This window comes from Methanoculleus sp. UBA430, from assembly GCF_002506585.1.
Taxonomy (GTDB): domain Archaea; phylum Halobacteriota; class Methanomicrobia; order Methanomicrobiales; family Methanoculleaceae; genus Methanoculleus.
The window spans coordinates 455,885-480,419 of the sequence record NZ_DAXW01000009.1 but is presented as its reverse complement, the minus strand read 5'-3'; the positions used below and the strand labels follow the sequence as shown (position 1 = coordinate 480,419).

The window sequence follows — 24,535 nt, the reverse complement described above, 5'->3', positions numbered from 1 at the left end:
GGTGCCGAGACTACGGCAGGCTTTGACGCGCAGGATCGCTCCCGGGATTGAGCGGGAGATTCTGCGTTTTTTTTGGGTGCGTTGCATCCGCAGGGCGGTTGCGGACGGAGTGCCGGGGTATTTATATTATTAATCATTAAGATTTAAAGGGGGTTTTTGTTTGAGAGAGTTACGCATTCATGGCAGGGGTGGTCAGGGTTCCGTGACCGCCGCCGAACTCATTGCGTTTGCGGCGTTTGAGGGCGGTGTGTATTCCCAGGCATTCCCGGCATTCGGCGTGGAGCGGCGTGGTGCCCCGGTTCAGGCGTTCGTCCGCTTCAGTGATGAGAAGATCCGGCTGCGCAGCCAGGTCTACGAGCCTGACTACATCATCGTGCAGGATCCGACCCTGATCGGGGATGTGGATGTCTTCAAGGGCATGACTGCAGGCGGTATCGCCATCGTCAACACCGAGAAGCCCGACTTCGATGCCCGGGTCCCGGAGGGCGTGAAGGTCTACGCCGTCGATGCGACCACCATCGCGCTCGAAGAACTGGGCGTGCCCATCACCAATACAACCCTGATGGGCGCGTTCGCTGCAGCCACCGGCGAGATCAAGCTTGAAGCGCTCGAACATGCACTGCGCAGCCGGTTCTCCGGGAGCATGGCTGATAAGAACGTCAGGGCAGCAGAGCGCGCATATAACCTGGTCGGGGGTGCTCTCTGATGGCGCTACGGGTCGGCTGCGCCTCGCCGCCGGGCAGGGCGCTCGAGAACAAGACGGGTGCCTGGAGGGTTTTCAAACCGGTTTTTGAGCCTGAGAAATGCTCTAAGTGCGGCATGTGCGCCATGGTATGTCCGGAAGGGTGCGTCCGCGAGACTGAGGAGGGCACGTTCGAGCCGGACCTCGATTACTGCAAGGGCTGCGGAATCTGCGAGGAAGTCTGCCCGAAGAAATCGATCCGGATGGAGAAGGAGGAGAAATAATGCTGGAATTTATGGAAGGGTCGCATGCGGTGGCCGAGATTGTGAAACGGTGCCGACCACAGGTGATTGCAGCCTATCCGATCACGCCGCAGACGCACATCGTCGAGGACCTTGCCCAGATGGTGGCGAACTGCGAACTCGATGCTGAATACATAACCGTCGAGAGCGAGTTCTCGGCCCTCTCTGCCTGCCTCGGCGCGAGCGCGGCAGGTTCCCGGGTCTACTCGGCAACGACGTCCCAGGGCCTCGCCCTGATGTTCGAGGTCTGTTTCAACGCGGCGGGGATGCGCCAGCCGATCGTGATGACGATCGCGAACCGCTCGCTCGGCGCGCCGCTCTCGATCTGGAACGACCAGCAGGACTCGATATCCCTGCGTGACTCGGGATGGCTGCAATTTTACGCGGAAGACAACCAGGAGGCTGCCGATCTCCACATGATCGCGTATAAAGTCTGCGAAGACCATGACATCCTCCTCCCGGCGTTCGTCTGCTTCGACGGGTTCATCCTCTCGCACACCTACGAGCCGGTTGCCCTCCCCACACAGGAGGAGGTGGATGCCTATCTGCCGGCCTTTAACCCATACCAGCGGCTGGACGCTGAAGCGCCGCTGAGCTTTGGGATGTATGCGACGCCCGAGTACTACACCGAGTTCCGGTATGAGATCGATCAGGCACAGTATCGTGCCAAAGAGGCGTTCGTGAAAGCGGGGCGCGAGTTCGGCGAGCAGTTCGGCAGGGATTACTCTGCTCTCGTGGAGGGGTATCGCCTCGATGACGCCGATACCGCACTTGTTGCCATGGGCTCCATCTGCGGTACTGCAAAGGACGCCGTCGATGAGATGCGCGACGCAGGCAAGAAAGTGGGGCTCTTGAACATCCGGATGTTCCGGCCGTTCCCTGCCCCGGAGATCGCGGATGCGCTCAAAGGTGTCTCGACGGTGGCGGTACTCGACAAGAACATATCGCTCGGCAGCGGGGGGGCGGTCGGCACCGAGGTGAAAGCGGCACTCAGCGGTTCCAATCAGGCTGTATACGACTACATCATCGCCCTCGGCGGGCGCGATGTGAGGAAGCGAGATATCGCTGCGGTCGTCGACCTCGCCGAGAAGGGGAAAGGAGACATGTTTTATGGATTACGCACGGAGGTGCTCTGAATGGCTGAAGTAGAGCAGGGATGCGAGCTTCTCTCGGCCGGGCACCGGGCGTGCGGAGGGTGCGGTCCGGCGCTTGCGGCCCGGCTCCTTCTCAAAGCGACAGGAAAGAATGTCATCATCGCCGCCGCGACCGGATGCATGGAGGTCTTCTCCACACCCTATCCGGAGACCGCGTGGGGGGTCCCCTGGATCCACTCGCTCTTCGAGAACAATGCAGCGGTTGCATCAGGCATCGAGGCCTCGCTAAAGAAGCAGGGGCGCAGTGAGAAGGTCGTCTGCATCGGCGGCGACGGGTCCACGCTCGATATCGGGGTGCTCTGCATCAGCGGCGCTTTCGAACGGGGTCACGACATCACCTACATCTGCTACGACAACGAGGCCTACATGAACACGGGCATCCAGCGGTCGGGTGCGACACCCTACGGCGCGAGCACCACGACGAGTCCTGCAGGGAAGTGCTCGCTCGGCAATCAGCACCAGAAGAAGGATATGCCCAGGATCCTCGCCGCTCACGGCGCGCCATACGTCGCGACCGCCTCGATTGCCTACCCAAACGACTTCGTCCAGAAGGTCGAGCGCGCGATTAACACCCCCGGGCCCTGCTACATCCAGGTACATACCCCCTGCTGCACGGGATGGGGTTTTGAGTCCGGAGAGACGCTCTCGATGGCTAAACTTGCCATCGAGACCGGTCTCTGGGTGAACTACGAGATGGTCGATGGGGAGGTGGTGAAGGCGAAGAAGGTGATGCGCAAACCCGTCGAGGAGTACCTCGCAAAACAGAAGCGCTTCCGGCACCTCTTCAAGCCCACCCGGCAGGACGGCGTGATCGCGAATATCCAGGCGATCGCCGATGCAAATGCCGAGCGGTTCGGCATCGACATCAAGCGGAAAGGATCGTCAGAATAAAGTACAACCCGAAGAGCACCATGGCGAGTCCGCTCGCCTGGACCACTTTTTTGTAATGGGGCCCGAGAACGTTCGCTCCCCGTGAGACTGCAAGAGCGAGGAGCCCGAGCCAGACGATATCCGCACCGATGTGCCCGATGTAGAACGCGGCAAACGACGGGTGGAGCGCGAGAAAACCGACGCCGAACGTGAGCCACCAGACCCACCAGTAGGGGTTGCCGAGCGTGCAGGCCACCCCGAAGGCGACCGGTACCGGGGTTTCGTCTTTCACGACGACGGCTTCTCCCGCCCGGAGGAACTGCCCGATACCGAGCGCGATGAGGACGCCCGAGCCGAGGAGGGCAACGAGGTCAATGTAGGGAACGTCGCGGACACCGAAGGCTATAGCCACGACCATGACCGCTTCGGGGATACCGTGTCCCGCGACCAGCCCTGCAACGAACGGCCCCGGCCGCCGCGACCCGAGGCCGAGGACCGAGGCGGTCATGGGGCCTGGTGAAGCAGCCCCGGAGAACCCGATCAGGAACGATGCGATGACTATCTCGATCATCCATCCTTCCTCCTTCGCGAGAGAAGGAAAGGAAGGATCAGGACGAGCGCGACCACGAGCCATATGGTGCCGAAGGCAGTGAGCAGGATCTCGCGGTCGGGCGTGTAGAAACGGACCTCAGCGACCGCAATCTGGTCCCAGGCGATCTCCGTTGTCTCGTTCGGCCCGGTGGAGACGACCCCTCCGGGGCTGATCATGCCGATGAGCGGGTTTCTGACGTCGAACCCCTCGGGGAGGGTGATGGTTACGGCGTACGGCGTATTGAATGCCGCGACAAAGTGGTTATCCCTCACCGGGGCCTGGTAGGTGACCGTGTAGTTGCCATCCGGGAAGGTGATGACGCCCCGGCCCGCCTCCTGATACTCGACCGGGCCCGAGGGGCCGAGCACCTTGAGTTCCTCGACCTGCAACGGGACCCGTTCCCCCATCATACCCGGGGTCCAGAACGTGTGTTCGGTGCCGGTCACCTGGACCGAGGCCTCGTAGGCGGTGCCGCCGGGGAGCACCCGGAAGGTGGCCTCTTCGGCCGCCGCCGGGATGCAGGTCAGTATCAGCGCAAGGCAGAGAGCAACGAGTGCAGGTCCGCGTCGATCTCGAGGGGGGGCTCGCATTGTCGTACCACCGTTTCAGGATCTTTTAAGAGATGACCGGTCACCACACAGACGATCCGCTCATCCTTATCGATCATGCCGAGTTCGGCAAGTTTCCGGATTCCCGCAACCGAGGCTGCTGAGGCGGGTTCGACCCCGATGCCTTCTTTCCTCGCGAGATCTCGCTGCATGGCAAGGATCTCCTGGTCGGTCACGGCCGCTGCCGTCCCGCCGGTGGCACGGACGGCGACGAGTGCCTTCTCCGCGTTCACCGGGGCGCCGATCCGGATTGCGGTCGCAATGGTCTCGGGCGAGGGTTCAGGGATAAGTTCATCGAGGTCTTCGCTGATCGCCTTCACCAGCGGCTGTGAACCCGCTGCCTGGATGCCGGTCATCATCGGCAGCCGGTCGATGAACCCGAGCGCCTCGAGTTCCCGAAGCCCCTTGTAGACCGCGGAGATGTTGCCCGCGTTCCCGACCGGGAGGACCATCCTGTCGGGCACCTCGCCGCCGAGCTGGTCGATAGCCTCAAACCCGATGGTCTTCTGACCCTCCAGGCGATAGGGGTTGACCGAGTTTAAGAGATAAAGGCCCTGGCTGATGCAGAGCTCGTGTACCATCTCGAGCGCTCGATCAAAGTTGCCGCGGATGGAGATGACCCGCGCACCGTGCATCAGCGCCTGGGCGACCTTGCCGAGGGCCACTTTTCCCGCAGGCAGGAGGACGACGCAGGGGATGCCGGCCTTCGCCGCGTAGGCAGCGAGGCTTGCTGAGGTGTTTCCGGTGCTTGCGCAGGCGACGCTCGTCATCCCGAGTTCGCGGGCCATGCTGACACCCACGGTCATGCCGCGGTCCTTGAACGAGCCCGTTGGGTTCATCCCTTCGTGTTTGGCGTAGAGTTCGGGGAGACCGAGTTCTTCACCTATCTTCTTTAGGTGGTAGAGCGGAGTGCCTCCTTCCTGGAGAGAGACCGGTTCGCCCCGGACCGGGAGGATCTCGCGGTAGCGCCAGACCGAGAGGGGGCGCCGGTTCCATTCTTCCCGGGAGACGTCGATGCCGTCCAGGTCGTATTCGACGGCCAGCAGGTGTCCGCAGCGGTTGCATGTATAGATGATCTGGTCCGGTGTGTAGGTCGCACCGCAGTGAACGCAGACGAGACGGTACATGGAAAAATCGTTGATCGTCTGGATACGTATAGATATGGTATCCGGGACCGGGACAGGAGCGCTTCATCGGCGACATTGCGGTTTTGCGCGGCAGATGAGCATGAAGAGCAGCCAGAGGAGTGGAGTTCCGACGAGCGCAAGAAGCCTGAGAGCCTCCAGTGGTACGGGGGTCACGAACGGTGTGATGAGCAGACCGGCCGCCGCTGACACGAGCACGATGGTGAAAGCCACCGGTCGCACCTCAAAATCTCCCTGTGTCCGGACGCGGCCCGCCATCCGCCGCCGGGAGAAGGGGTAGAGCCAGGCGACGCCGGCCGGGGTGCAGGTGTCCTCCATGAGGTGAAGGACGCACCCTGCAAAGAATGCGCCCCCAAACGCGGGGAGGAGCGCGAGAGGCCACCCAAGCCAGGTGAGGATGAGGGCCAGGTAGCCGGAGAGGATCAGAGAGGTCAACCCGACGCCCGAAAACGAGTGAAGCAGCCCCCGGTGCCGGTGCTGGTAACTCTTCCGGAGGAGCAGCGAGAAGATGAGGGAGAGCGGGTAGTAGATGAGATACCTGATGGTATAGCCGAAGATCGGAAGTACCACTGCAACGCCGTTTAAGGCCTGCCCCCTCTTCCCTTTCATCCCACCGATTCGGCCGTTGAATATCGCCGCATCGGCGGCATCAGCGTCCGGTGCAAGCGATCCGACGAAGACGCCGAAGAGGAGGACGGCGCTCAGGACCGGGTCGAGGACGGTGACCCAGGGAGCGATGAAGAGCCCCGCTGTCGCGAGACTGAGAGATACGTGCTGGTCACCCCGCATGGAATATCTCTACAATTTAGAGAGTAGTCTGTGATAAAGGTCGCTTCTGCGGTCCGAAAGTGAAGGAAGCGCAGATTGTGCCTCATGAACCGCCGCAGGATCGAGTTCCACGATGAGGAGTTCTTCGCCGGCCCCGCACCGGGCGATGACGGCACCGTCCGGATCGGCAGCGAGCGACCCCCCGCAGTAGGCTTCGCCCGGCCCACCGGCCGTGTTAATCCCGGCCACGTAATACCGGTTCTCGAGAGCCCGTGCAGGGAGCAGGGTCTCCCAGTGGGAGAGCCGGCAGCAGGGCCACGCGGCCGGTACCAGCATACACTCGACCCCGGCGAGCGCGTAGATCCGGAAGAGTTCCGGGAACCGGAGGTCGTAGCAGACGGCAAGCCCGAACGTCGTCCCGCCGGCGGCGAAGGTGGCGATGCGGTCGCCTGCAGTGTAGTTGCAGTCTTCCCCGTCAGGAGAGAAGAGGTGAGTCTTTGCGTAATCGGCGAGGGGTTCGCCGCCTGCATCGAGCACGACGACGGTGTTTCTGGGGCGACGCCCGCCCGCCGCTTCGACGATCGATCCTGCAACCGCGATGCCGTTCTCTTGCGCCATCTGCCCGAATGCGGCGCTGAGCGGGCCGTCCAGGGGTTCTCCGGACCCGGGAGGCATCTTCGGGGACCACCCGGTCACAAACTGCTCGGGAAAACAGACGAGCGACGCTCCAGCCGTTGCGGCTTCCTCGACGATCCGACCGGCCGCATCAAGCACCGCGGCCGGACCGCCCCGGCCGCCGGCAACCTGGGCGAGCGCTATCTTCGTCATTGTCGGGATGGACTCTCGTCCCGTTCCAGGCAGGAGAGGACGAGCGCGGCAGCGCCGAGAACGACGAGCGTGGCGAGTGTCACCATGACGTACGGGGCGAACGGGAGATCGACCGCGAATATCTCTGCTCCGATGAGGATCCCGCCTGCAATGAGGCAACTGCCGACCAGGACCACCCCGGTGAGCGCACGATCCGGTGTCATGTGGGACCTCCGGTGAGTATGGGGAACGCAGATCTGATCCCGATGAGGATGAACTGGACCGCAATCGCAATCAGGAGCATACCCATCAGCCGGTTGACGGCACGGAACTCCCGCTGGCCGATGCGCCGGACGATGATCTCGGAGTTCTGCATCATGTAGTAAGTGATCCCGACAGCTGTGACTGCGGCGAGCGGCACGATGGCGATTGCGGCGATGCTCATCACCATCGCCTCGTTCATCAGTACGATCACGGAAGCGATTGCGCCGGGTCCCGTGATCATCGGAACCGCAAGTGGCATGACGGCGATATCGTCCGTGTCCTGTCCTTCGTACTTCTCGGTGGCGGTCATCTTCGTCCGTGAGGTCTTTGCATAGACCATGTCCATACCGATCCCGAAGAGGAGGAGGCCGCCTGCGATACGGAACGCTTCGATGGAGATGCCGAAGAGCTGCAGGATCCAGCCGCCTGCGACGGTGAATATCAACAGGATAATCAGGGCGAACCGGCTCGCGTCACGCGCGACCTTGAGCTTCGCTGCCTGGTCCATCGTGCCGGTGAGGGAGACGAAGATCAGGGTGGCTGCGAGCGGGTTCACTACGATGATGACCGAAGAGAAACTCAGCAGCACAAAACTCAGGAGATCCGCCATTCGCGATCAGGTATGCGACAGGTCCGATATTAGCACTTGTGGTTTGCGGACAGGACGATCGATCCGTTTCTCTGGAAACCCACGTTGGTGAGGGTTTTTTTCGCTGCAGGTCCCGACGGTGCAGAGTGAGCACTGAGGGTACTCCCGTGGCGGCTTGCGGTGCCCTGCTCTCACGCGGAACCGATAAAAAAGTTGTTTTTCCGCCGGCACTCACTCGTAGAGGACGGACTCGTCGATCTTCGGGTAATCGACCAGTTCGCCGGGTGCGAAGTGGATGCCGAGCTCACGGGCGGCGCTCTCGGGAGAGTCGGATGCGTGGATCACGTTCCGGCCGATGTCGAGAGCGAAGTCGCCGCGGATGGAACCCGGTGCAGCCTCGGCGGGGTTTGTGGCGCCGATCATGCTGCGGACGACCGCGACTGCACCCTTGCCCTCCCAGGCCATCAGGAAGCAGGGTCCGCTCATGATGTAGGCTTTCAGGCCCGGGAAGAAAGGCTTCTCCAGGTGTTCCCGGTACTGCTCAATGACCCGTCCCTCGGGGAGGAGCTCAAGTTTCGCTCCTGCGAGCTTGAGTCCCTTGGCCTCGAACCGGGAGACGATCTCCCCGACGAGTCCGCGCTGGACGCCGTCGGGCTTGACCATCACAAAGGAGCGATCCATGCCGGATCACTCTTTGCCGCGGGCTTTGCGTCCGGCCGCGGTCCACTCCACGCGGCGCGGTATCCGGCCGAGCCTGTAGTTGTTCTGGCACTTGGTGCTGCAGAAGTAGTAGATGGTCCCGTCCCTCTTGACGAACATCTTGCCGGTGCCGGGTTCCAGGGTCTCTCCACAGAAACTGCAGACATATTTATCGACCATGGTTACCGCCTCGAGAGTTTCTTGGCCTCACGTTCGGTCTCGAGCAGCGAGAGAATGTCTCCCTCCCTGATAGGACCCACGGTGTTGCGGGTGATGATCCGCCCCTTGTTCGGACCGTCGAGGACCCGGCACTTCACCTGCTGGGCTTCGCCATGCATACCGGTCATGCCGATGATCTCGATAACTTCTGCGGGCGTTCCGTCGTTTGCCATAATTTGTCCCTCACGCTCTCAGTGCAGCAATCTGCTTCGCGATCTCGTCGACGAGATCCTTTGCCTTACCGGACTTAACGATAGCGGCGGCTGCCGAGCCGACTTCAAGACCACTGGCGGAGCCGATATCGTTCTGCTTCGTGATGTAGACGAAAGGAATCTGTTTCTCTTCACAGAGCGGCGGCAGATGCATTACAATCTCTTCAGGCTCAACGTCCGAACCGATAAGAACCAGCTGGGCGATGTTCCGTTCGACTGCTTTTGTCGCCTCGTTGGACCCTTTCTTCACCTTGCCGGTGTCTCTTGCAATCTCAAGGGCTTCAAGGGCCTTATTCTGGATCTCTTCCGGAATCTCGAATTTTACATATGCCTTTGCCATTACTCGCCTCTTTCGGGAACAGATGTCGACTGTTCCGTCATCATTCATCAGTAGCGTAGCTGATCGAATGCGCTCTATTATGTCAATAGGAGGAGGGATAAAGGTTTGTCATTCGACCCTGCAAAGAGGGGTACTATTCTGGTATTCTCGTGCCTGCCCGCATGAGCGCAGTCTCCAGTGGCACTACGCTGGAATCCTGTATATCTGGACCCCTTCTCTATCATAGATGAGTTCGAGCGTTTCCGTCGGGATTGAGATGGTGTAACGATCGCGCTCGCTTGCACCTACGTAAAGGAGCGTGGCGTTGTAGGCCCGCGCAAGGTCGGTGGTCCGCGACGGCTGTTCGTATATGGCCCGCACGTCGGCACTTCGCTGGCCTATTCTCCCCTCGTCGCCCCGCCACATGTACTCGTGGAATGGCATCCCGATGACCGCCGGGATGCCGGAGAACGACGAAACCCGGGAGTAGTAGGTGTAATCGCCGCCCTCCGCCTCGATGATGATGTGGTCCCCGGGAAGGTCCCGGAGGAATGCGATCGCTGCCGCATCCCCCGGGTGCGAGCCTTCGAGGTACGCCGCCCCGTCGAGGGTCCGGCTCCCGTAGCCGAAGTCGATGTTGATAGCGGAGGGTGCGATGAGGAGGAGCGCCACGACCAGGATCGGCAACCCTTTCCTTATCCCGGCAGGTATGCGGTCTTCTATTCCGGCGCCCTGAAGCCACTTTCCGATGATGGAGAGGCTTGCCGTCCCCATCAGGAACCAGGCGGGGAGGTAGAACTTGAAGAGCGTGTTCATTCGGAAGTAGGTCTCTCCCATGTTGTCCACGAGGTAGATGATCTCTGTCACGAGGATGATCGCGAGCCCGAGGATGGCGAGCGTATCGGTAGCCGAGAACCGGCGGCGAACGACGAGGTAGACTAACGGGACGGCGGCGATGGCTGCGGCCGGATAGCCGGCGAGCAGGAGCGGCACCGCGGCAAGGAGGAGGTAGGGGCGCTTCCTGATCTCGGGAGCGCAATAGGCGAGCAGCACCGCAAGGAAGAGTCCGTGGACCAGCAGAAACTCCACCGGGGCGGAGGGCGTCGGGACGATCTCGATCCCCTCGATGCCGGGACTGTTGAGCTGCAGGTAGAACGGGAGGTACGTCAGGATTGCAAGCGGCGGCACCACCGCAAGCACCATCCAGGACTTTGCCCTGTCCCACGTGAGGCTCCCGTAGCGCCGCCAGACCAGGAGGCCGAAGACCAGGGTGACCGGGGCGTAGACCAGCACGTCCCAGGAGTTAAACCCGGGCATGGATCCGAGAGAGAGGGCGGCAAGCCCGCAGAGGAGTACCCGCCCCCGCATTGAGAGGGTCCCCCACCGCAGGTAAGCGAAGACCAGGAGGAAGAGCAGGAACCCCTGGTTGAAGAAACTCATCACGTGCGGGTGCACGTCGCCCCAGAGCATCGAGAAGATGGGATACTCGTTGATGGTGTTTGTGATTGTCCTGGTGCTCCCCCAGAGGACGTCAAACCAGGAATCTCCGATAATGATGTGGTAGATTGCCGATGGGTTCGGGATGAAGAGGGCAAGCACCGGGAGCCACCGGTGACGATCAAGGAGGAGATGCCCGAGGGCGTAGAGCGAGACAACGGCAAGGCCGAGCACGGTCGGGAGGACGAGGTTGAACGTGACCGTCGAGGGCACCCCGGCCGTGAGCCCGAGCACCCCGCTCATCCAGTAGCCGAGGTAGTAGTAGACGTCCAGCGTCCCCCCCGCGTACCAGGGGTCGAGCGGCGGGACGATCGGTTGCCGCATGATCGACGCGAGGATTGCGTGGTCCATGAACTTCTCGGCGTAAGAGATGGTCGGGTTGATCCAGCGCACCTCGAGCATGAAGAGGAAGGGGATCAGGAAGGCGAGGTCCCAGGTGAGTGCCGGTCGCAGGCGCTCCCTCCCATAGAACCCCCGCGCCCCGGCGAGGGCGATAGCGGCGAGGAACGGCAGGAGAGCGAGCCAGACCGGAAGGCCCAACAGGCCGCAGTACCAGGACCCGAGGGTGAAGAGGAGGACCGATGCCGGGTATGCGGCGGCGGCCGCGAGGTTGCCGAGGGTGCGGTCGAGCGCCGGCCAGGTGCCGAGCTGGAGCAGTTTGACGACCGCAAGCCAGAACAGGACCTGGACGGCGAGTTCACCCGCCAAACGTCTCCTCCTTCTCGATCTCCCTGGAAAATGCCTTCTTCAAGAGGTCAATAGACCAGTCGCCGAAGTAGTAGATCGACCCAACGCCCCCGATGAGCGTGACCAGGTTCTTGATCAGGTGGTCGACGACCGCGATCAGCGTCGCCGTGGCTGCCGGTGTTCCCGCGAGCCCGAAGGTCAGCGCGAGCGCGAGTTCGTAGGTCCCCACCCCTCCCGGGGTGACCGGTACCGCCTTGACGAGGTTGCCGATGACGATCGCGAGGATGACGATGCCGAATGGGACCGGCTCCTGGAACATCAGGACGACTGCGAAGCAGACCAGCACGTCGACGAGCCATATGAGGAGCGATGAGCCGCTGAGCGTAACAAGGGCCCGGGGATTGAGGGAGGCCCGCTTCACCTCGTCGAGCATCCTCTGGATGGTAACGACGATCCGGTTCTCGGACTTCATCCTGCCTGACCAGAGGAGGACGGCGAAGAAGATGCCTCCCGCGACGAGGGGGACGATGATGGCCGTGACGAACCAGTCGGGAACGTCGAGAACGGCGAGGACGAACGGGAGCGCGACGGCCCCGAGCACCGCGATCATGAGGACATCAAAGACGCGCTCGACGATGAGTGACGAGAACCCCTGTGAGTAGGTGGCGTCGCCCTCGTGCTTCAAGATGAGCATTCGCACAAGGTCGCCGAGACGTGCGGGAACGATGAGGTTGGCCGTCTGGGAGATGAAGATGCAGGCGGTCGCAAAGCCGAGGCTCTTCCTGATGTCAAGCCCCTGCAGGATGAACTGGTACCGGAACCCCCGGAGGACCCAGGCAATAACGCAGATCCCGATGGCGGCAAAGAGGAAGGGTATCACGGCGTGTTCGAGCGTCAGCAGGAGGTCGTCCCACACGCGGTAGAGCATGTACATAACGATCCCGACCGCGAGCAGGGTGGGGAGGACGACAGCGCTAACCTTCTTCCACATGAAGCCGCCACCAGAGACGCACGATCGCCGATCCCATCTCGACAACATCTTTTCTACGCACTGTCGTTCCCTCTCCCTGCCGCCACTGAACGGGGAACTCCTGTACCCGGTACCCGTTCTTCTGTGCCCGCACCAGCACCTCGGTGTCCCAGAACCAGTGGCCCGCGGTCACTGACGGGAGCAGGTCAAGGAGGTGGTCGCGCCGGAACGCTTTGAACCCGCACTGGTGGTCGTGGAGCGAACTCCCGAGGATCGTCCGGACGAGCATGTTATAGCCGCGGCTCGCGATCTCTCTCCCGCCGCTCCGGTTGATATCGCTCTCAGGGAGGAGGCGGGAGCCGGTTGCGATATCGTAGCCTTCCCGCACGGTGCCAATCAGCTCTGCGAGGTGCCGCATGTCGGTGGCGAGGTCGACGTCGTAGTAGCAGACGATCGATCCCTCTGCTCTGGTAAACGCACGGTTGAGCGCCCGACCCCGCCCGAGCCGCTCGTCCGAATGCAGCAGGCGAACCCGGGGGTCCTTAGCCTCATACTCCCTGACGAATTCGGTGCTTCCGTCGGTGCTCCCGTCCTCGGCGACGATCAGCTCGAACTGCCCTGGCGCGATCGCCTCCAGCGCCTCAAGCGACTGCGGTATGGCGGTCTTGAGCGCGGAGAGGTCGTTGTAGACCGGCAGGACGGCGCTCACCTCGATCTCACGCATCCGGGTACCTCGCGAGAACCCTTCTTGCCACTTCCTGTCCGGCGACGACCGAACCGTTCATACTCCGCTCGGGATAGTTTGGGGGGCTGAACATCCCGGCGAGGAAGAGGCCGTGTTCCTCGTAGGCGGGCAGGCGGCTCCGGAGCCCTGTCGTGTACACCGGCCCTGCGTATGGGTCGACTGCAAGCCGGTGCCAGTGCACCTCCTTCTCGCTGACGGAAAACCGCCGGCAAAAGTCCGTGAGCATCGACTGCTCAAAGCCTTCCGGGAGCCGGCCGGCGAAGTAGGATGCAAGGTAGACGATATGTTCGCCGTACCACGAGAGCGGGGCGAAGTTGGTGTGCGAGACCACCGCACCGTACGGGGCCGCATCCTTCATGTTCAGCCAGTATATGCCGTTGGTCACGTCGCGGTCGAGCGCGAGGGTCATACAGGCGGCGCCCTGGTAGGGCACCGGGGCGATATCAAGGCCGGCGAGGTCCGCGGTCACCTGCGGCGGGAGTGTCGATACGACTGCGTCGTAGGCCTCACCTTTGACAAGCCAACCATCACCCTCCCGCCGGATCTCCTTAACAGGGGAGTCGAGCATGATCGAGGCGCCCTGTCCCGTCGCCTCTTCCTCGAGCCGTGCTATGAAGTGCTGGAACCCTCCTTTCAGATAGCCCAGGCGCTCGCCCCCGGCACCCCGGTCCGACCGGATCGCGATACGGGATATGAGCCAGGCTGCAGAGACTTCGTCACGGCGCTCCCCGAATTTGCTTTTCAAGAGCGGCTCGAAGAACGAGGTATAGATGCCGGGGCCGAGGTTGTCGAGGATGAAATCCTTTGCGGTGATCTCGTCGAGCGCTGCCACGTCAAGCCGCCGGGAGCGCAGGGTCAGCAGGCCGAGACGGGCCTTCTCGAGGAGCGTGAGATGGGGATAACGCAGGATCTCGGTCAGGGTGGTGAGCGGGTGGATGACCCCGTCAACGTAGTAGCCGGTAGATCCGTGAAGCCACTCCAGCCGATCGGTCATCTGCAATTTATCGAAGAGGCCGAGCAGGCTGGTATCACCGGCAAAGCAATGGTGATAGTACTCCTCAATCCAGTAATCGCCGATTCGGTACGAACCGAGACAGCCCCCCGGGATGGGCCTTTGCTCAAAGAGATCCACCTGGTGTGTTCCGGCAAGTTCGAGAGCCGAGACCAGACCGGATAGACCTCCCCCCACAACGCAGATCTTCATTACTTACCACAACGTGTGAAAATTATAAGAACACTTTTGGGTTATAAAGTATACAACGTCTTTATACATAAACGTCGATATTATTGATTAGGCAATATGAGGGTGTGAAGCTGAATGAGGGTCTTCTTCATAGGATTCGGACAGGCTGGGGGCAAAATCGTTGATATGTTCATTGAACAGGATAAACGGATGCAGACCCAGAATTTCAGGGGCATCGCGGTAAACACGGCACGCACCGACCTGATGGGGCTTAAAAATATTGAATTAAAGGACCGGCTCCTGATCGGGCAGACGGTGGTCAAAGGCCACGGTGTCGGGACCGATAACGTAACCGGTGCACGAGTGACTGCCGATGAGATTGACGCGATCATCAACGCCATCGACTCGAGGGGGACGCACGATGTCGATGCATTTGTCATCATCGCCGGTCTTGGCGGCGGGACCGGCTCCGGTGGCTCGCCGGTCCTGGCCCGGCACTTGAAGCGCATCTACCGGGAACCGGTCTACGCGATTGGCATCCTGCCAGCCCCTGAGGAAGGCCGTCTCTATTCGTATAATGCAGCCCGTTCCCTGAGCACCCTGGTGAATGAGGCGGACAACACTTTCATTTTTGACAACAGCGCCTGGAAGAATGAGGGCGAGAGCGTCAAAGATGCCTACAACCGGTTGAACGACGAGATTGTCCGGAGGTTCGGCGTGCTCTTCCGCGCAGGCGAGGTCGGCAAGGCGGGCGTCGGTGAGATGGTCGTGGACTCGAGCGAGGTCATCAACACCCTGCGCGGCGGCGGCATCAGCACCGTTGGATACGCCATCAGCGAGAAGGTCAGCCCTCGCACGAAGCAGTCGCAGGGGTTCCTCTCCGGCCTGATGCGGAAGAAGGAGAAGACCGAGGAGGTGCTGACCGGGGAGGACAAGTCGGCAAAGATCATCGCCCTCGTCAGGCGTGCCATGCTCGGGCGCCTCACCCTGCCGTGCGACTACTCGACGGCGGAGCGGGGGCTTGTTCTCCTTGCGGGCCCCCCGGATGAGATGGACAGGAAGGGCGTAGAAAAGTCGAAGAGCTGGGTGGAGGAGAACATCGCCGGGGTCGAGGTGCGTGGTGGGGATTACCCGGTGCAGAGCGATTATATCGCCGCGGTGGTGGTCCTTGCGACGATAGGGAACGCTCCCCGGATAACCGACCTCCTCGAGATCGCAAAGGCGACGAAGGAAGATGTCCTGAAATCAAAGGAAAAGCGTTCAACCATGTTTGATGACGGCATAGAGCCACTGTTTGAGTGAGGAGACGCAATGAAAGCAAACATCAGATGGATCATGTTCCTGCTGGCACTGGTCTGTGTCGTGCAGGTGGCATCGGCGGCGGCAGGTTTCGATATCAAGACAGAGACTATCAACCCGGCGAGCGGCGCTCTTGAGCCCGGCCAGCAGGTGACCGCGCGTTACGTGTTCACCTATGAGATGGCCACAACCGGTACTGGTACCGGGGGTACCGATGAGACGTTCGAGTTCAGCACCGGCCTATCGAATCCTTCCTGGGACTTCAAGATCTACCGTGACGGCGTTGCCATCTATACCACCAAGAGGGCCGGGTACTATCCGGTCCTGACGGAGTATGAGGTCAACTACGGTGAAGACGATACTCAACTGGACGTCCAGTTGCGCGGCAGCGTGCCCTCGGGGGCGGCCGGAAAGATCGAGGTCATCAAGATCCAGCACATGCAGGGTGACACCGTGAGGGACACGCACTCGGTAACCCGCGATGTAGTGAGCAAGGCGCAGGTTGAGGGTTCGCTCTCTGCTCAGCAGAATAACCTCAAGGCCCTGAAGGCCGACATCGATGACAAAGCCTCAAAGGGTGTGGACGTCTCTGCCGCACAGGCCAAGTACAACGTTGCGAGCCAGGCGCTCACCAGCGCTGCGTCTGCAAGTCCGTCGCAGGCATCAAGTTACATCACCACAGCCACGAAGAATATGGACGAGGCGAAGTCGCTCCTCGATAAGGCATGGGCCGAGAAGGAAGTCGCCACTACCGCCGCGACGATCGAGTCCCTCGATGGGATGATCACCTACTTCGTCGAGAACCGTTCCATGGGCGCCGACCCGCAGGTGGTCGCCATCATGACCAAGCGCGAGAGCGCCGTCCAGTTCTACTCCCAGGCGCAGGACAACCTGAACGCCGCAAACTACCCGCTGGCGCGCTCGAAGGCGGCTGACAGCCAGAATAAGGCGAATGAAGCGCTGACCGATGCAAACAATCTTCGGGAGAAGATCGGTGAAGGGTTTAACCTCGGTGGAAACCTCCTGGTCTACATCGGTGCCGGGATTGTCATCGTCCTGATCGTCGTGGGTGTTGTTCTCTACCGTAAAAAGTCTGGCTGGGACGAACTCGGATAACCCGGTCAACTCTCTTTTCGCACCCGGATTTTTTTGCCCGGATCCTGCTCCCTGTATCTGACCTCTCCGGGATTCCGAGGGCGGTCAATCTCCCGGGTCCCTCTACGCCGGTTTCTTCTTCGTCCTGGCTATATCTATGACTCCAGGGGTTTCCGTGCGGTTCAGCAGGTCGGGATATCTGCAAATTGAAACGCCTCCTTCTGAGAGGGACAGCACCCTGTCTTCGTGGGTAGCGACAGTATGGAATAGCGCCGTCTTCTCACACGAACTGTGACGGGGCCGGAGGGCACGCGCACGTCCGGGATTCGACGCAGGCGGGTGTGAAGCATGGGCGAAGGTGAACGTGGAGTATCAACAGGGTGGGGAACCGAGCCCCGGCGTCGGTATCGGACCGCTACCCGCTCCGGACCGCCGGTACACGTTTTGGTAAAAAACAGTAAATTTTCGGGCCAGCGCCCGGGCGGAGTCTCATGCAGTTGTCGCCGTAGGGACCCTCGAGAAGACCTCGATGTTCCTGCTCCCTACCTTCCCGTCTCGCAGGAAGTAGTACTCGAGCAGCCTGTCTTTGTTCTCGTCGTACGAGAACCAGTAGTTCAGCCGGTAGGTCTCCTTCACGTAGCCGTCGAGGGTCGGGTAGGTGTCGCCGTCATGGGTGATCACGAGATCGAAGTCCCCTCCGTATATCGTCGCCTCGCTCACCTTCTGGCTGTAGTAAGCGAGCTTCGAAGCGTTCTCACCCCGGTAGTACCAGGGCAGTGGCCAGTAGTTGTCAGTTGCGACCGCTACCCTGTCCGAGGCATCGATCTTTGCAAAGACCTCCCGCAGGTCTTCGGAGTTCTGCACCTGTACGATGGGTTCGTTGATGTCTGCGGGGGTGAACGCTACATGGAACATCATGACGACCAGGAAGACGCTTGCCGCGGCGGCGATGACTGCCTTCTTCGTCGTCATCGCATAGACCGCGACGAAGATCATGGGCAGGAGCTGGTGGAGGATCAGCCACGGCACCTTCTCGCCGATATAGGCGTAGGCTGCCATCGTGAGGAGCATCCAGAAGATGGCAAACCGCGCAAACTCTCGCTGCCGATCGATCTGCCGGATCTCTCCCTTGCCCGAGAGGATCTCGCGAAGCCGGTCCTTCCATCCCGGCGCCTGCCGGGCAGGATGGGCTTCAACTGCCGGGGGCTCTTCGTCTCCTTTTTCAGCCCCTTCTATCGCTTCGAGGCTCTCTCTGTGATCTCCCCTCTTCTCTTTCCAGCGGGAGACGGCGCCGGGGATGTCAATGAATTGCAGAACCCCGACGATGGCGAGGATCAGGATCGGCAATTCGTAGAGGATGAAGAGCAGAATGTAGAAATACGGCGGCCCTCCGAGGCGCTGCATCTGGTGCATGGCGGTCCAGTGCTCGATGGCCCGGAGCCACCAGGTCATGATCATCTCCGGGTGGGCGCCGAGCGACGAGTAGAAGGTCGCCATGATCCCGAAGACAATGAGAGCGCCGAGCGCGAGATCCCGTATCCAGTGTCTCGGGAGCTGCACCTTTCTCGTCCAGACCAGGTAGAGGAGGTACACCCCGAAGATCAGGATGACGATCGGCATGTTCTCCATCGTGGATATCCCGAGACCGATCACCGTCCCGGCAAGGAGCGCATACCGCATCTGGTGCCGCTCGAAGTAGTAAAGGAGGGCGACCAGGAGCACCATCGTGAAGAAGATGATGAAGGGATCGTCCCGGAGGAACCGCGAGAAGTAGACCATGTTCGGCGATACGGCAAGGAAGAGCGCCGCTACCAGGGTCTGCTTCTTGTCGAGGTACCCGAGCTTGTAGATCGGATAGAGCAGCGGGACGAGCAAGGTCCCGAGCAGCGCCGGGACGAGCCTTCCTACGAGGTCGGAGTCGCCGAGGAGTGCAAACATCCCGGCCGTGACATAATAGCGCAACGGCCCGTGATACATGGGGTCGTAGAGGTAGGTTCCCTCGGTCAGAATCTTATAGGAGAACCACGCGTGAATAGCCTCGTCGTGGTGAAAGAGTTTTAGGTCCAGGGAGTAAAAACGAAGAATAATTGTGGCCAGAAGTATGAGGAGAAAAAGCCCCTCGAATGAGAGTAGTCGTTCACGGAACTCTGCCGCGAACACGGCGGCCTTCACGCCGCTCTCACCTCAACTCTCCAGCACAATCTCAATGCCGATGTCTTTTGGAACCTGAATACGCATCAACTGGCGCAGTGCACGTTCATCGGCATCGATGTCGATGAGTCTCTTGTGCACCCGCATCTGCCAGCGATCCCAGGTTGCGGTACCTTCGCCGTCAGGGCTCTTCCTGGTGGGCACCACGAGTTTCTTCGTGGGCAGCGGGATCGGACCTGCCAGATTGACGCCGGTACGCTCTGCTATCTCTTTGATCCTATCACAGACCATCTCGATTTTTTCAAAGTCAGTTCCTGAAAGACGTATTCTGGCCTTCTGCATATCTACCACCAAAAAATTATGGGTACCTTCTTATCTCATCTGCTTGGGCGTGATGTTGATGCACACGCCTGCCGCAATGGTGGATCCCATATCACGGACAGCGAACCGTCCGAGCTGCGGGATCTCCTTGACCTTCTCGATGACCATGGCCTGGGTTGGCTTGATCTTGACGATCGCGGCATCGCCGGTCTTGAGGAACGTGGGGTTCTCCTCCTTGACCTGACCGGTGCGGGGGTCGAGTTTCTTCTGGAGTTCCATGAAGGTGCACGCGATCTGGGCGGTGTGGCAGTGGAAGACCGGGGTGTAGCCGACGGTCAAGGCGCTCGGGTGGTGAAGCACGACGACCTGCGCGATGAACTCGTCTGCAACGGTCGGCGGCACGTCGGCGGGACCGCAGACGTCGCCGCGGCGGATGTCGCCCTTGCCGATACCACGGACGTTGAACCCGACGTTGTCGCCAGGAAGCGCCTGCGGGATCTCCTCGTGGTGCATCTCGATGGACTTGACCTCACCCTCTTTGTTCGCGGGCATGAAGCTGACTTTCATTCCCTTCTTCATGATACCGGTCTCGACACGGCCGACGGGCACGGTCCCGATTCCGGAGATGGAGTAGACGTCCTGGATGGGGAGACGCATGGGCAGGGTCGTGGGCTTCTCGGGCTCGGTGAGCGCGTTGAGTGCGGCAAGTACCGTCTGGCCCTTGTACCAGGGGGTGTTCGCGCTGGGCTTGGCGATGTTGTCGCCGACGAACGCGCTCATCGGGATGAAACTGATGGCGTCGGGCTTGTAGCCGACCATCTTGAGCAGCTGGGAGAGTTGTTCCTTGACCTCGTTGTAGCGCTTCTCGTCGTACTTGACGGCATCCATCTTGTTGATGCCGATGATCAGCTGGTTGATGCCGAGCGTACGGGACAGGAAGACGTGCTCCTTGGTCTGCTCCATCACGCCGTCGGGTGCGGCGACGACCAGCAGTGCGGCGTCTGCCTGGGATGCGCCCGTGATCATGTTCTTGACGAAGTCACGGTGTCCGGGGCAGTCCACGACGGTGAAGTAGAACTTGTCGGTGTCGAACCGCTTGTGGGCGATATCGATGGTGATACCACGTTCACGCTCTTCCTTGAGGCTGTCCATGACCCAGGCGAACTCGAACGAGCCCTTACCCTTGGATTCGGCCTCCTTCCTGAACGACTCGATGATGTGGGGCGCTACCGCTCCGGTCTCAAAGAGCAACCGACCGACGGTCGTAGACTTCCCGTGGTCGATGTGTCCGATTACTGCTAAATTCATGTGGGGCTTTTCAACTGCCATAGATTGTATCCTCCACTCAAATAGGTCTGTCAGCTCGAACAGCCTGCTTATGCGAGTAACTTATACGTATGACGTTCTCCATATAAAGTATTTCTATGCGCGTCAATAGCGTGCATTGCGCAAAAACCCCGGGTAATCGACAGAATCTTATTCTCCGGAAATCTACGTTCTTCGTATATGAAGACACTTGAATTTCACCGCGACGATGCAAAGGACCGGGTGACGGTTGCATGCGCAGATCGTGAGGTGTCGATCTACTCTCACTGCAGTTACTGCCGGCACTGCGCGGGTGTCCGGGTGGGCAGACGGACGATCCCGACGCCGCAACGCCAGGCTCTCTCCGGTGTGCGGCAGGGCGGAACCCCGGACGAGAACCTGATGAATGCCGCCCTCATATTCAACACCCTCGTCCGGGACGGTACCGCGATCGAGTGCGAGGATGATAAGGGCGAAGGGTTCTCTTCGATGTACAGGCGCTAAGGTGCCTATTTTTCATGGGAGATGGCCTGCCTGCGGATCTCGGCCGCGCCCTCTCTCAACCGGACCCTCCGGGGTGCTGCCTATTCTATGGATTGCAGAGGGAAAAGAGGGTGCGCGTTCCGTTCAAACTAGGTTGAACGCGCACCCGGTCACTTCATAGGGCTGGATGGTGACATCATCTGCCGTCCGGAACGTGGCGTTCCCGACGACCTTTACCACATACGTCCCGATCGGCATATACCGGAAGGTGTGGGGAGTAACCTCGCCGGTATTCTGGTTGTGGAGGTAGATCTCTCCTCCCGCAGGCTCACTGGTTACGTTCAGGCTGCCGTAGGGGTAGGATCCAAGGCGGAACATAAACTGCTTATCGATCTCGGCGTTGTTATCGTCGGTGAGCAGGATCTCCTCTTCTGCAGGCAGGTACCCGGAGCGAGTGACGGAGATGACGTGCCGTCCGTCTGAGACGTTCCTGATGAGGTAGGGAGTACAGAGACCGGTTCTGAAGCCGTCTATCAGGATCTCGGCTCCCGCCGGGTTCGACTCCACCAGCAGTCCGCAGAAGGCGTAGTCACGGGATGCGATCTTGATCGTTCCTCCATCCTCTGTGACTGTGATCTGGTGGGAGAGGTACCGGTCGCCGTCGCTGATCGTGATAAACGAGTTCGCTCCAGCCACTGCGACGGTCTTGGGCAGCCGGAATACCGGCCCCCTGCCGTTGAGAGTCAACCCTTTGCCCGAGTAATCATCCGAAGAGAGCGAGACCTTCCGAACGATGGCCTGCTCATGTGCGTCAATCTGAACGGGTGTGATGCAGTCCCTCTCCACCCAGATCGTCTTTGTCGGGGTGTTGAACGCCTGGCCTTCCTTGACCACCTTCACCGTATGGCTCCCTTCCCGGATGCCCTGGACAATATGAGGTGTCGTGTATTTCGTCTTCTTGCCGTCGATGGTGATCGCGGCCCCCGAAGGCCGGGACATGACGTATATCCCGCCGTTCCGGTCGTATCCGGGCTCTATCTGCAGTTCATCGAACTTCAGGCGGTTGGCGGCCCGGACGCCGTCATGGTTGAGATCTGCGAATACCGCCGTGTCGTCCGGGATCGTGATACCTGTTTCATATGAAGTAAACTGCTCCAGTTCCAGCCGGAGAGTGTGGTTTCCCGGATCTGCGGGACTGATGGTGGCCGGGGTGACCTTTCCGAGGTACACGCCGTCGAGGATTATCCGCGCGCCGGCGGGGTTTGAACCGATAGTGAGGGTTGCCGGTAGCGGTGTGGCCACCCCGTAGACCCCGAACGTTTCAGGGTATGCCGTCACCGTTCCATTTGTGAGGTCGATCGCAGTGTTGACCTGCCGCCAGATCGATCCAGCGGCATCGTAGCGGTACCATGTCGCATTCCCGGTCGTCTGGAGGCGTGCCGCCATGGAGAATGGGATTGCCGCCGTAGCATCCTCGGGGGTGATGCGGTACACCTGCTCCATTGCCATACCCGGGACCGGGAGGAGATCCTGCACCGCCCGGATCGTAACCGATGTTACTGCGGCACCCGTGGCGTTGGTTACCCGGTTCCCTGCCGGGAATGTTAGCACCAGGTTCCTGTCTCCTGTGGAGTAGTGCAGCTCTTCCTCCAGCGCCCCCGTGGCGGAGTACGGCAGCACAAACGACCCGATCTCCTCTTCCGGAGTCGTCCGGGCGTCGGAGGAGATCTCTATGCCCGACGATGACTCCTCCCCTCCATACTGGATGACCAGGATAGCATTTCGGTTCTGGAGGTGGTCGCCAGCGACGCCGACCGGGTAACTCTGCACCTTCACGACGTTCTCCAATTCCTTGATGAAGGGATGGACGTTCAGGGCCGCGGTCCAGACCCCGGTCGGTCCTTCCTGCAGGGGGTTGAGCCAGTCCCAGGTGTTCAGCACCACCCGGTTTCCTATGCCGCCCTGGTTGGGTTCGGCCGTGCTCACGATGTAGAGCCGGGCTGCCGATGCCCGATCGCGTTCGAAGGTCCCGTCAAACTTGATGCTGGTGGCAGCATCCTCTTCGGTCGTCCCCTCCCAGAGGTCTGCGAGGACGTCATCGCACCCTTCCCCGATCCAGTAGTCGATCCGGGGTTGGGCGGGGTCGCCGACAACAAGCACCAGGAGGGCGGCAGGTACACGGCAGGTGACCTTCGACTCTCCATTTGCATACATCGTCAGTGTGTGTTCGCCGGCGGTGAGCATCTCCGGCGGGACCGCCAGGGTGAACGTCCCGGCCATCGGCGCCGAGCCGGTCCCCTGCCGGTCCCAGGATACGGCCGCGGGCGTGACCGGCTTGCCGTCAAACTTGAACGCCGGCTCGATCTCGGTTCCGGCGCCCGTCTTCATCTCTGTTGCGTTGCACACGTAGACGTACAGGAGGCCGCGGTCGATCCTGGCACCTTCGGGAACGGCGACTGGAATCCGTATGGTCGACGATGAGCCGGTGATCAGGGGTTCTGCCGGCCCGGATGCGGTGAAGGCGTGGAGGGTGCCGTTGATGGATCCGGTGGTTGATGCGTTCAGCGTGCTGCCCGTGATACCGGAGGTACCGGATGATCCGGCGCTTCCGCCGCTGCTACTACCGCCTCCGCTCCCGGACCCGCCCGTATCGCCGCCTTTCTTGGTGCCCTGGACCGAGTAGCCGCTTATACCCGTTTCCGAGAAGCCGGTGAGGTCGTTCGACCACGAGATCCCCCTGCCCTGGTTGGACTGGTTGCACCAGCCGTATGCGTTGAAGGCCGCAAACGTATCCAGGTTCTCGAAGGAGTACTCGATCTTTGCGCACCCGCCGTCGGTCAGCCCGTCAAGGAAACTGTTCGGGCCGATCGCGCCGACGCCGAGGTCGACGAACATGATGTGGAACCGGTCTTCCGGGTTGTTTTTGCTCATGTCCTGGCCGTAATAGATCGGGTAGTTCTCCTTGCATGGTTTCCAGATCTGCGGCGCGTAGATGAAGTCTTCCCTGGTGAAGACTCGGTCGGTGAAGTCTTCGCTGTACGTGATCTCCTCCATGGTCGGAGGCTGGTTCAGTACCGGGGTCGGCGTCCACTGGTAGCCGCTTGCCCTGACATGGACCTTGAAGTCGTCGGGAACCTCTCCCTGCACCGCTACCATGAGGATGAGGTCGTCAAAGAACCCTCGTCCTCCCGTGTCGGAGAAGTAGAATGTGCCCGATTGGGTGCTGGTCTCCGTCACTTGCCCGTAGGGCTCGGACGGATCGGTCGTAATGTGGAGGGCGTTGAGTCCTCCGCCGTCGAACTTGATGTACTTCTCCCCGCCGTTTGCCATCGTGATGTCGATGTGCTTGTAGTCGGGGAGGGTGATCCCTCCAAAGTCGGCTGCCGCGGCAGGTGCGGCGATGAGCGCGACGAGGAGAGCGAAGACGATGATCGTCTCCCGCCACCCTGCCTGGCGCATGTGTGGGTTGTTTTTCATCACAACTGTCTCCTGTGGTCCCGGCCTTCCCGGCCGGGTTCATGTGGTCTGTCTATGCTCGATTCTTGCCGGTGAAGTGCCGGAGAAAAAAG

The 24,535-nt window shown here is 60.8% G+C and carries 26 protein-coding genes; 7 read left to right on the top strand and 19 right to left on the bottom strand.

Annotation, left to right across the window (positions count from 1 at the left end; all coding sequences use genetic code 11):
• The first annotated feature begins 160 nt into the window (after positions 1-160).
• The 4 genes from BRA49_RS08500 to BRA49_RS08485 are packed head-to-tail and all read left to right on the top strand — an operon-like array spanning position 161 to position 3,029.
• On the top strand, positions 161-706 hold the full coding sequence (locus BRA49_RS08500; RefSeq protein WP_292385163.1) for a pyruvate ferredoxin oxidoreductase subunit gamma: 546 nt from the start codon (positions 161-163) through the stop codon (positions 704-706).
• Positions 706-966 carry a 4Fe-4S dicluster domain-containing protein gene (locus tag BRA49_RS08495; RefSeq protein ID WP_292385161.1) on the top strand — a complete coding sequence of 87 codons (261 nt, stop codon included), beginning with the start codon at positions 706-708 and terminating at the stop codon, positions 964-966. The genes BRA49_RS08500 and BRA49_RS08495 overlap by 1 nt, the downstream gene beginning before the upstream one ends.
• Complete coding sequence (locus BRA49_RS08490) at positions 966-2,120, top strand: transketolase C-terminal domain-containing protein (RefSeq protein ID WP_292385160.1); 1,155 nt, start codon at positions 966-968, stop codon at positions 2,118-2,120. Before BRA49_RS08495 ends, BRA49_RS08490 begins: the two co-directional genes overlap by 1 nt.
• A complete protein-coding gene (locus BRA49_RS08485; protein ID WP_292385158.1) occupies positions 2,121-3,029 on the top strand; it encodes a thiamine pyrophosphate-dependent enzyme in 909 nt (302 codons plus the stop codon). It begins immediately after the preceding gene.
• Here the strand turns inward: BRA49_RS08485 and BRA49_RS08480 are convergent.
• The 15 genes from BRA49_RS08480 to BRA49_RS08410 form a co-directional block, all read right to left on the bottom strand.
• Positions 3,004-3,579 (bottom strand): LysE family translocator, encoded by a 576-nt coding sequence (locus BRA49_RS08480; protein WP_292385155.1) that lies wholly within the window; start codon positions 3,577-3,579, stop codon positions 3,004-3,006. The two genes, BRA49_RS08485 and BRA49_RS08480, sit on opposite strands and share 26 nt — an antisense overlap.
• Positions 3,576-4,190, bottom strand: a complete 615-nt coding sequence (locus BRA49_RS08475; RefSeq protein ID WP_292385154.1) for a DUF5803 family protein — start codon at positions 4,188-4,190, stop codon at positions 3,576-3,578. Before BRA49_RS08475 ends, BRA49_RS08480 begins: the two co-directional genes overlap by 4 nt.
• The gene (gene thrC / locus BRA49_RS08470; RefSeq protein WP_292385152.1) at positions 4,130-5,335 is read right to left on the bottom strand and encodes a threonine synthase; all 1,206 of its coding nucleotides are present in this window, start codon (positions 5,333-5,335) and stop codon (positions 4,130-4,132) included. The genes BRA49_RS08475 and thrC overlap by 61 nt, the downstream gene beginning before the upstream one ends.
• A 63-nt stretch (positions 5,336-5,398) precedes the next feature.
• Entirely contained in the window at positions 5,399-6,142 is a 744-nt protein-coding gene (locus tag BRA49_RS08465; RefSeq protein WP_292385150.1) for a metal-dependent hydrolase, read from the bottom strand.
• Between the two features lie 9 nt (positions 6,143-6,151).
• Positions 6,152-6,949: a nitrilase-related carbon-nitrogen hydrolase gene (locus BRA49_RS08460; RefSeq protein ID WP_292385148.1), complete on the bottom strand. Its 798-nt coding sequence runs from the start codon at positions 6,947-6,949 to the stop codon at positions 6,152-6,154.
• Positions 6,946-7,152, bottom strand: coding sequence for a hypothetical protein (locus tag BRA49_RS08455; protein ID WP_292385145.1), 207 nt, complete (start codon positions 7,150-7,152; stop codon positions 6,946-6,948). The genes BRA49_RS08460 and BRA49_RS08455 overlap by 4 nt, the downstream gene beginning before the upstream one ends.
• Positions 7,149-7,802 (bottom strand): MarC family protein, encoded by a 654-nt coding sequence (locus BRA49_RS08450; protein WP_292385143.1) that lies wholly within the window; start codon positions 7,800-7,802, stop codon positions 7,149-7,151. Before BRA49_RS08450 ends, BRA49_RS08455 begins: the two co-directional genes overlap by 4 nt.
• 210 nt (positions 7,803-8,012) lie before the next feature.
• A complete protein-coding gene (gene ndk / locus BRA49_RS08445; RefSeq protein WP_292385141.1) occupies positions 8,013-8,462 on the bottom strand; it encodes a nucleoside-diphosphate kinase in 450 nt (149 codons plus the stop codon).
• Between the two features lie 6 nt (positions 8,463-8,468).
• Positions 8,469-8,660: a 50S ribosomal protein L24e gene (locus tag BRA49_RS08440; RefSeq protein ID WP_292385140.1), complete on the bottom strand. Its 192-nt coding sequence runs from the start codon at positions 8,658-8,660 to the stop codon at positions 8,469-8,471.
• 2 nt (positions 8,661-8,662) lie between these two features.
• Positions 8,663-8,872, bottom strand: a complete 210-nt coding sequence (locus BRA49_RS08435) for a 30S ribosomal protein S28e (RefSeq protein ID WP_011843564.1) — start codon at positions 8,870-8,872, stop codon at positions 8,663-8,665.
• 10 nt (positions 8,873-8,882) lie between these two features.
• Complete coding sequence (gene rpl7ae, locus BRA49_RS08430; RefSeq protein WP_292385138.1) at positions 8,883-9,251, bottom strand: 50S ribosomal protein L7Ae; 369 nt, start codon at positions 9,249-9,251, stop codon at positions 8,883-8,885.
• 183 nt (positions 9,252-9,434) lie between these two features.
• Complete coding sequence (locus BRA49_RS08425; RefSeq protein WP_292385136.1) at positions 9,435-11,435, bottom strand: DUF2298 domain-containing protein; 2,001 nt, start codon at positions 11,433-11,435, stop codon at positions 9,435-9,437.
• Complete coding sequence (locus BRA49_RS08420; protein ID WP_292385135.1) at positions 11,425-12,405, bottom strand: lysylphosphatidylglycerol synthase transmembrane domain-containing protein; 981 nt, start codon at positions 12,403-12,405, stop codon at positions 11,425-11,427. The genes BRA49_RS08425 and BRA49_RS08420 overlap by 11 nt, the downstream gene beginning before the upstream one ends.
• Entirely contained in the window at positions 12,389-13,108 is a 720-nt protein-coding gene (locus BRA49_RS08415; RefSeq protein ID WP_292385133.1) for a dolichyl-phosphate beta-glucosyltransferase, read from the bottom strand. Before BRA49_RS08415 ends, BRA49_RS08420 begins: the two co-directional genes overlap by 17 nt.
• The gene (locus tag BRA49_RS08410; RefSeq protein WP_292385131.1) at positions 13,101-14,333 is read right to left on the bottom strand and encodes an NAD(P)/FAD-dependent oxidoreductase; all 1,233 of its coding nucleotides are present in this window, start codon (positions 14,331-14,333) and stop codon (positions 13,101-13,103) included. Before BRA49_RS08410 ends, BRA49_RS08415 begins: the two co-directional genes overlap by 8 nt.
• 114 nt (positions 14,334-14,447) lie before the next feature.
• Between BRA49_RS08410 and BRA49_RS08405 the strand changes: the two genes are divergently transcribed.
• Positions 14,448-15,614, top strand: coding sequence for a tubulin/FtsZ family protein (locus tag BRA49_RS08405; protein ID WP_292385129.1), 1,167 nt, complete (start codon positions 14,448-14,450; stop codon positions 15,612-15,614).
• 9 nt (positions 15,615-15,623) lie between these two features.
• Entirely contained in the window at positions 15,624-16,727 is a 1,104-nt protein-coding gene (locus tag BRA49_RS08400; RefSeq protein ID WP_292385127.1) for a hypothetical protein, read from the top strand.
• Between the two features lie 468 nt (positions 16,728-17,195).
• Here BRA49_RS08400 and BRA49_RS08395 read toward each other — a convergent pair whose 3' ends face one another.
• The 3 genes from BRA49_RS08395 to tuf are packed head-to-tail and all read right to left on the bottom strand — an operon-like array spanning position 17,196 to position 20,507.
• Positions 17,196-18,878, bottom strand: a complete 1,683-nt coding sequence (locus BRA49_RS08395) for a flippase activity-associated protein Agl23 (RefSeq protein WP_292385125.1) — start codon at positions 18,876-18,878, stop codon at positions 17,196-17,198.
• 12 nt (positions 18,879-18,890) lie between these two features.
• The gene (gene rpsJ, locus BRA49_RS08390; protein ID WP_011843573.1) at positions 18,891-19,199 is read right to left on the bottom strand and encodes a 30S ribosomal protein S10; all 309 of its coding nucleotides are present in this window, start codon (positions 19,197-19,199) and stop codon (positions 18,891-18,893) included.
• 30 nt (positions 19,200-19,229) lie between these two features.
• Positions 19,230-20,507 carry a translation elongation factor EF-1 subunit alpha gene (gene tuf / locus BRA49_RS08385; protein WP_292385123.1) on the bottom strand — a complete coding sequence of 426 codons (1,278 nt, stop codon included), beginning with the start codon at positions 20,505-20,507 and terminating at the stop codon, positions 19,230-19,232.
• Positions 20,508-20,684: 177 nt separating this feature from the next.
• Between tuf and BRA49_RS08380 the strand changes: the two genes are divergently transcribed.
• Positions 20,685-20,987 (top strand): hypothetical protein, encoded by a 303-nt coding sequence (locus BRA49_RS08380; protein WP_292385120.1) that lies wholly within the window; start codon positions 20,685-20,687, stop codon positions 20,985-20,987.
• Between the two features lie 123 nt (positions 20,988-21,110).
• On the opposite strand, the gene BRA49_RS08375 is transcribed toward BRA49_RS08380, so the two are convergent.
• Positions 21,111-24,443 (bottom strand): PEGA domain-containing protein, encoded by a 3,333-nt coding sequence (locus BRA49_RS08375; protein ID WP_292385118.1) that lies wholly within the window; start codon positions 24,441-24,443, stop codon positions 21,111-21,113.
• Positions 24,444-24,535 lie beyond the last annotated feature (92 nt).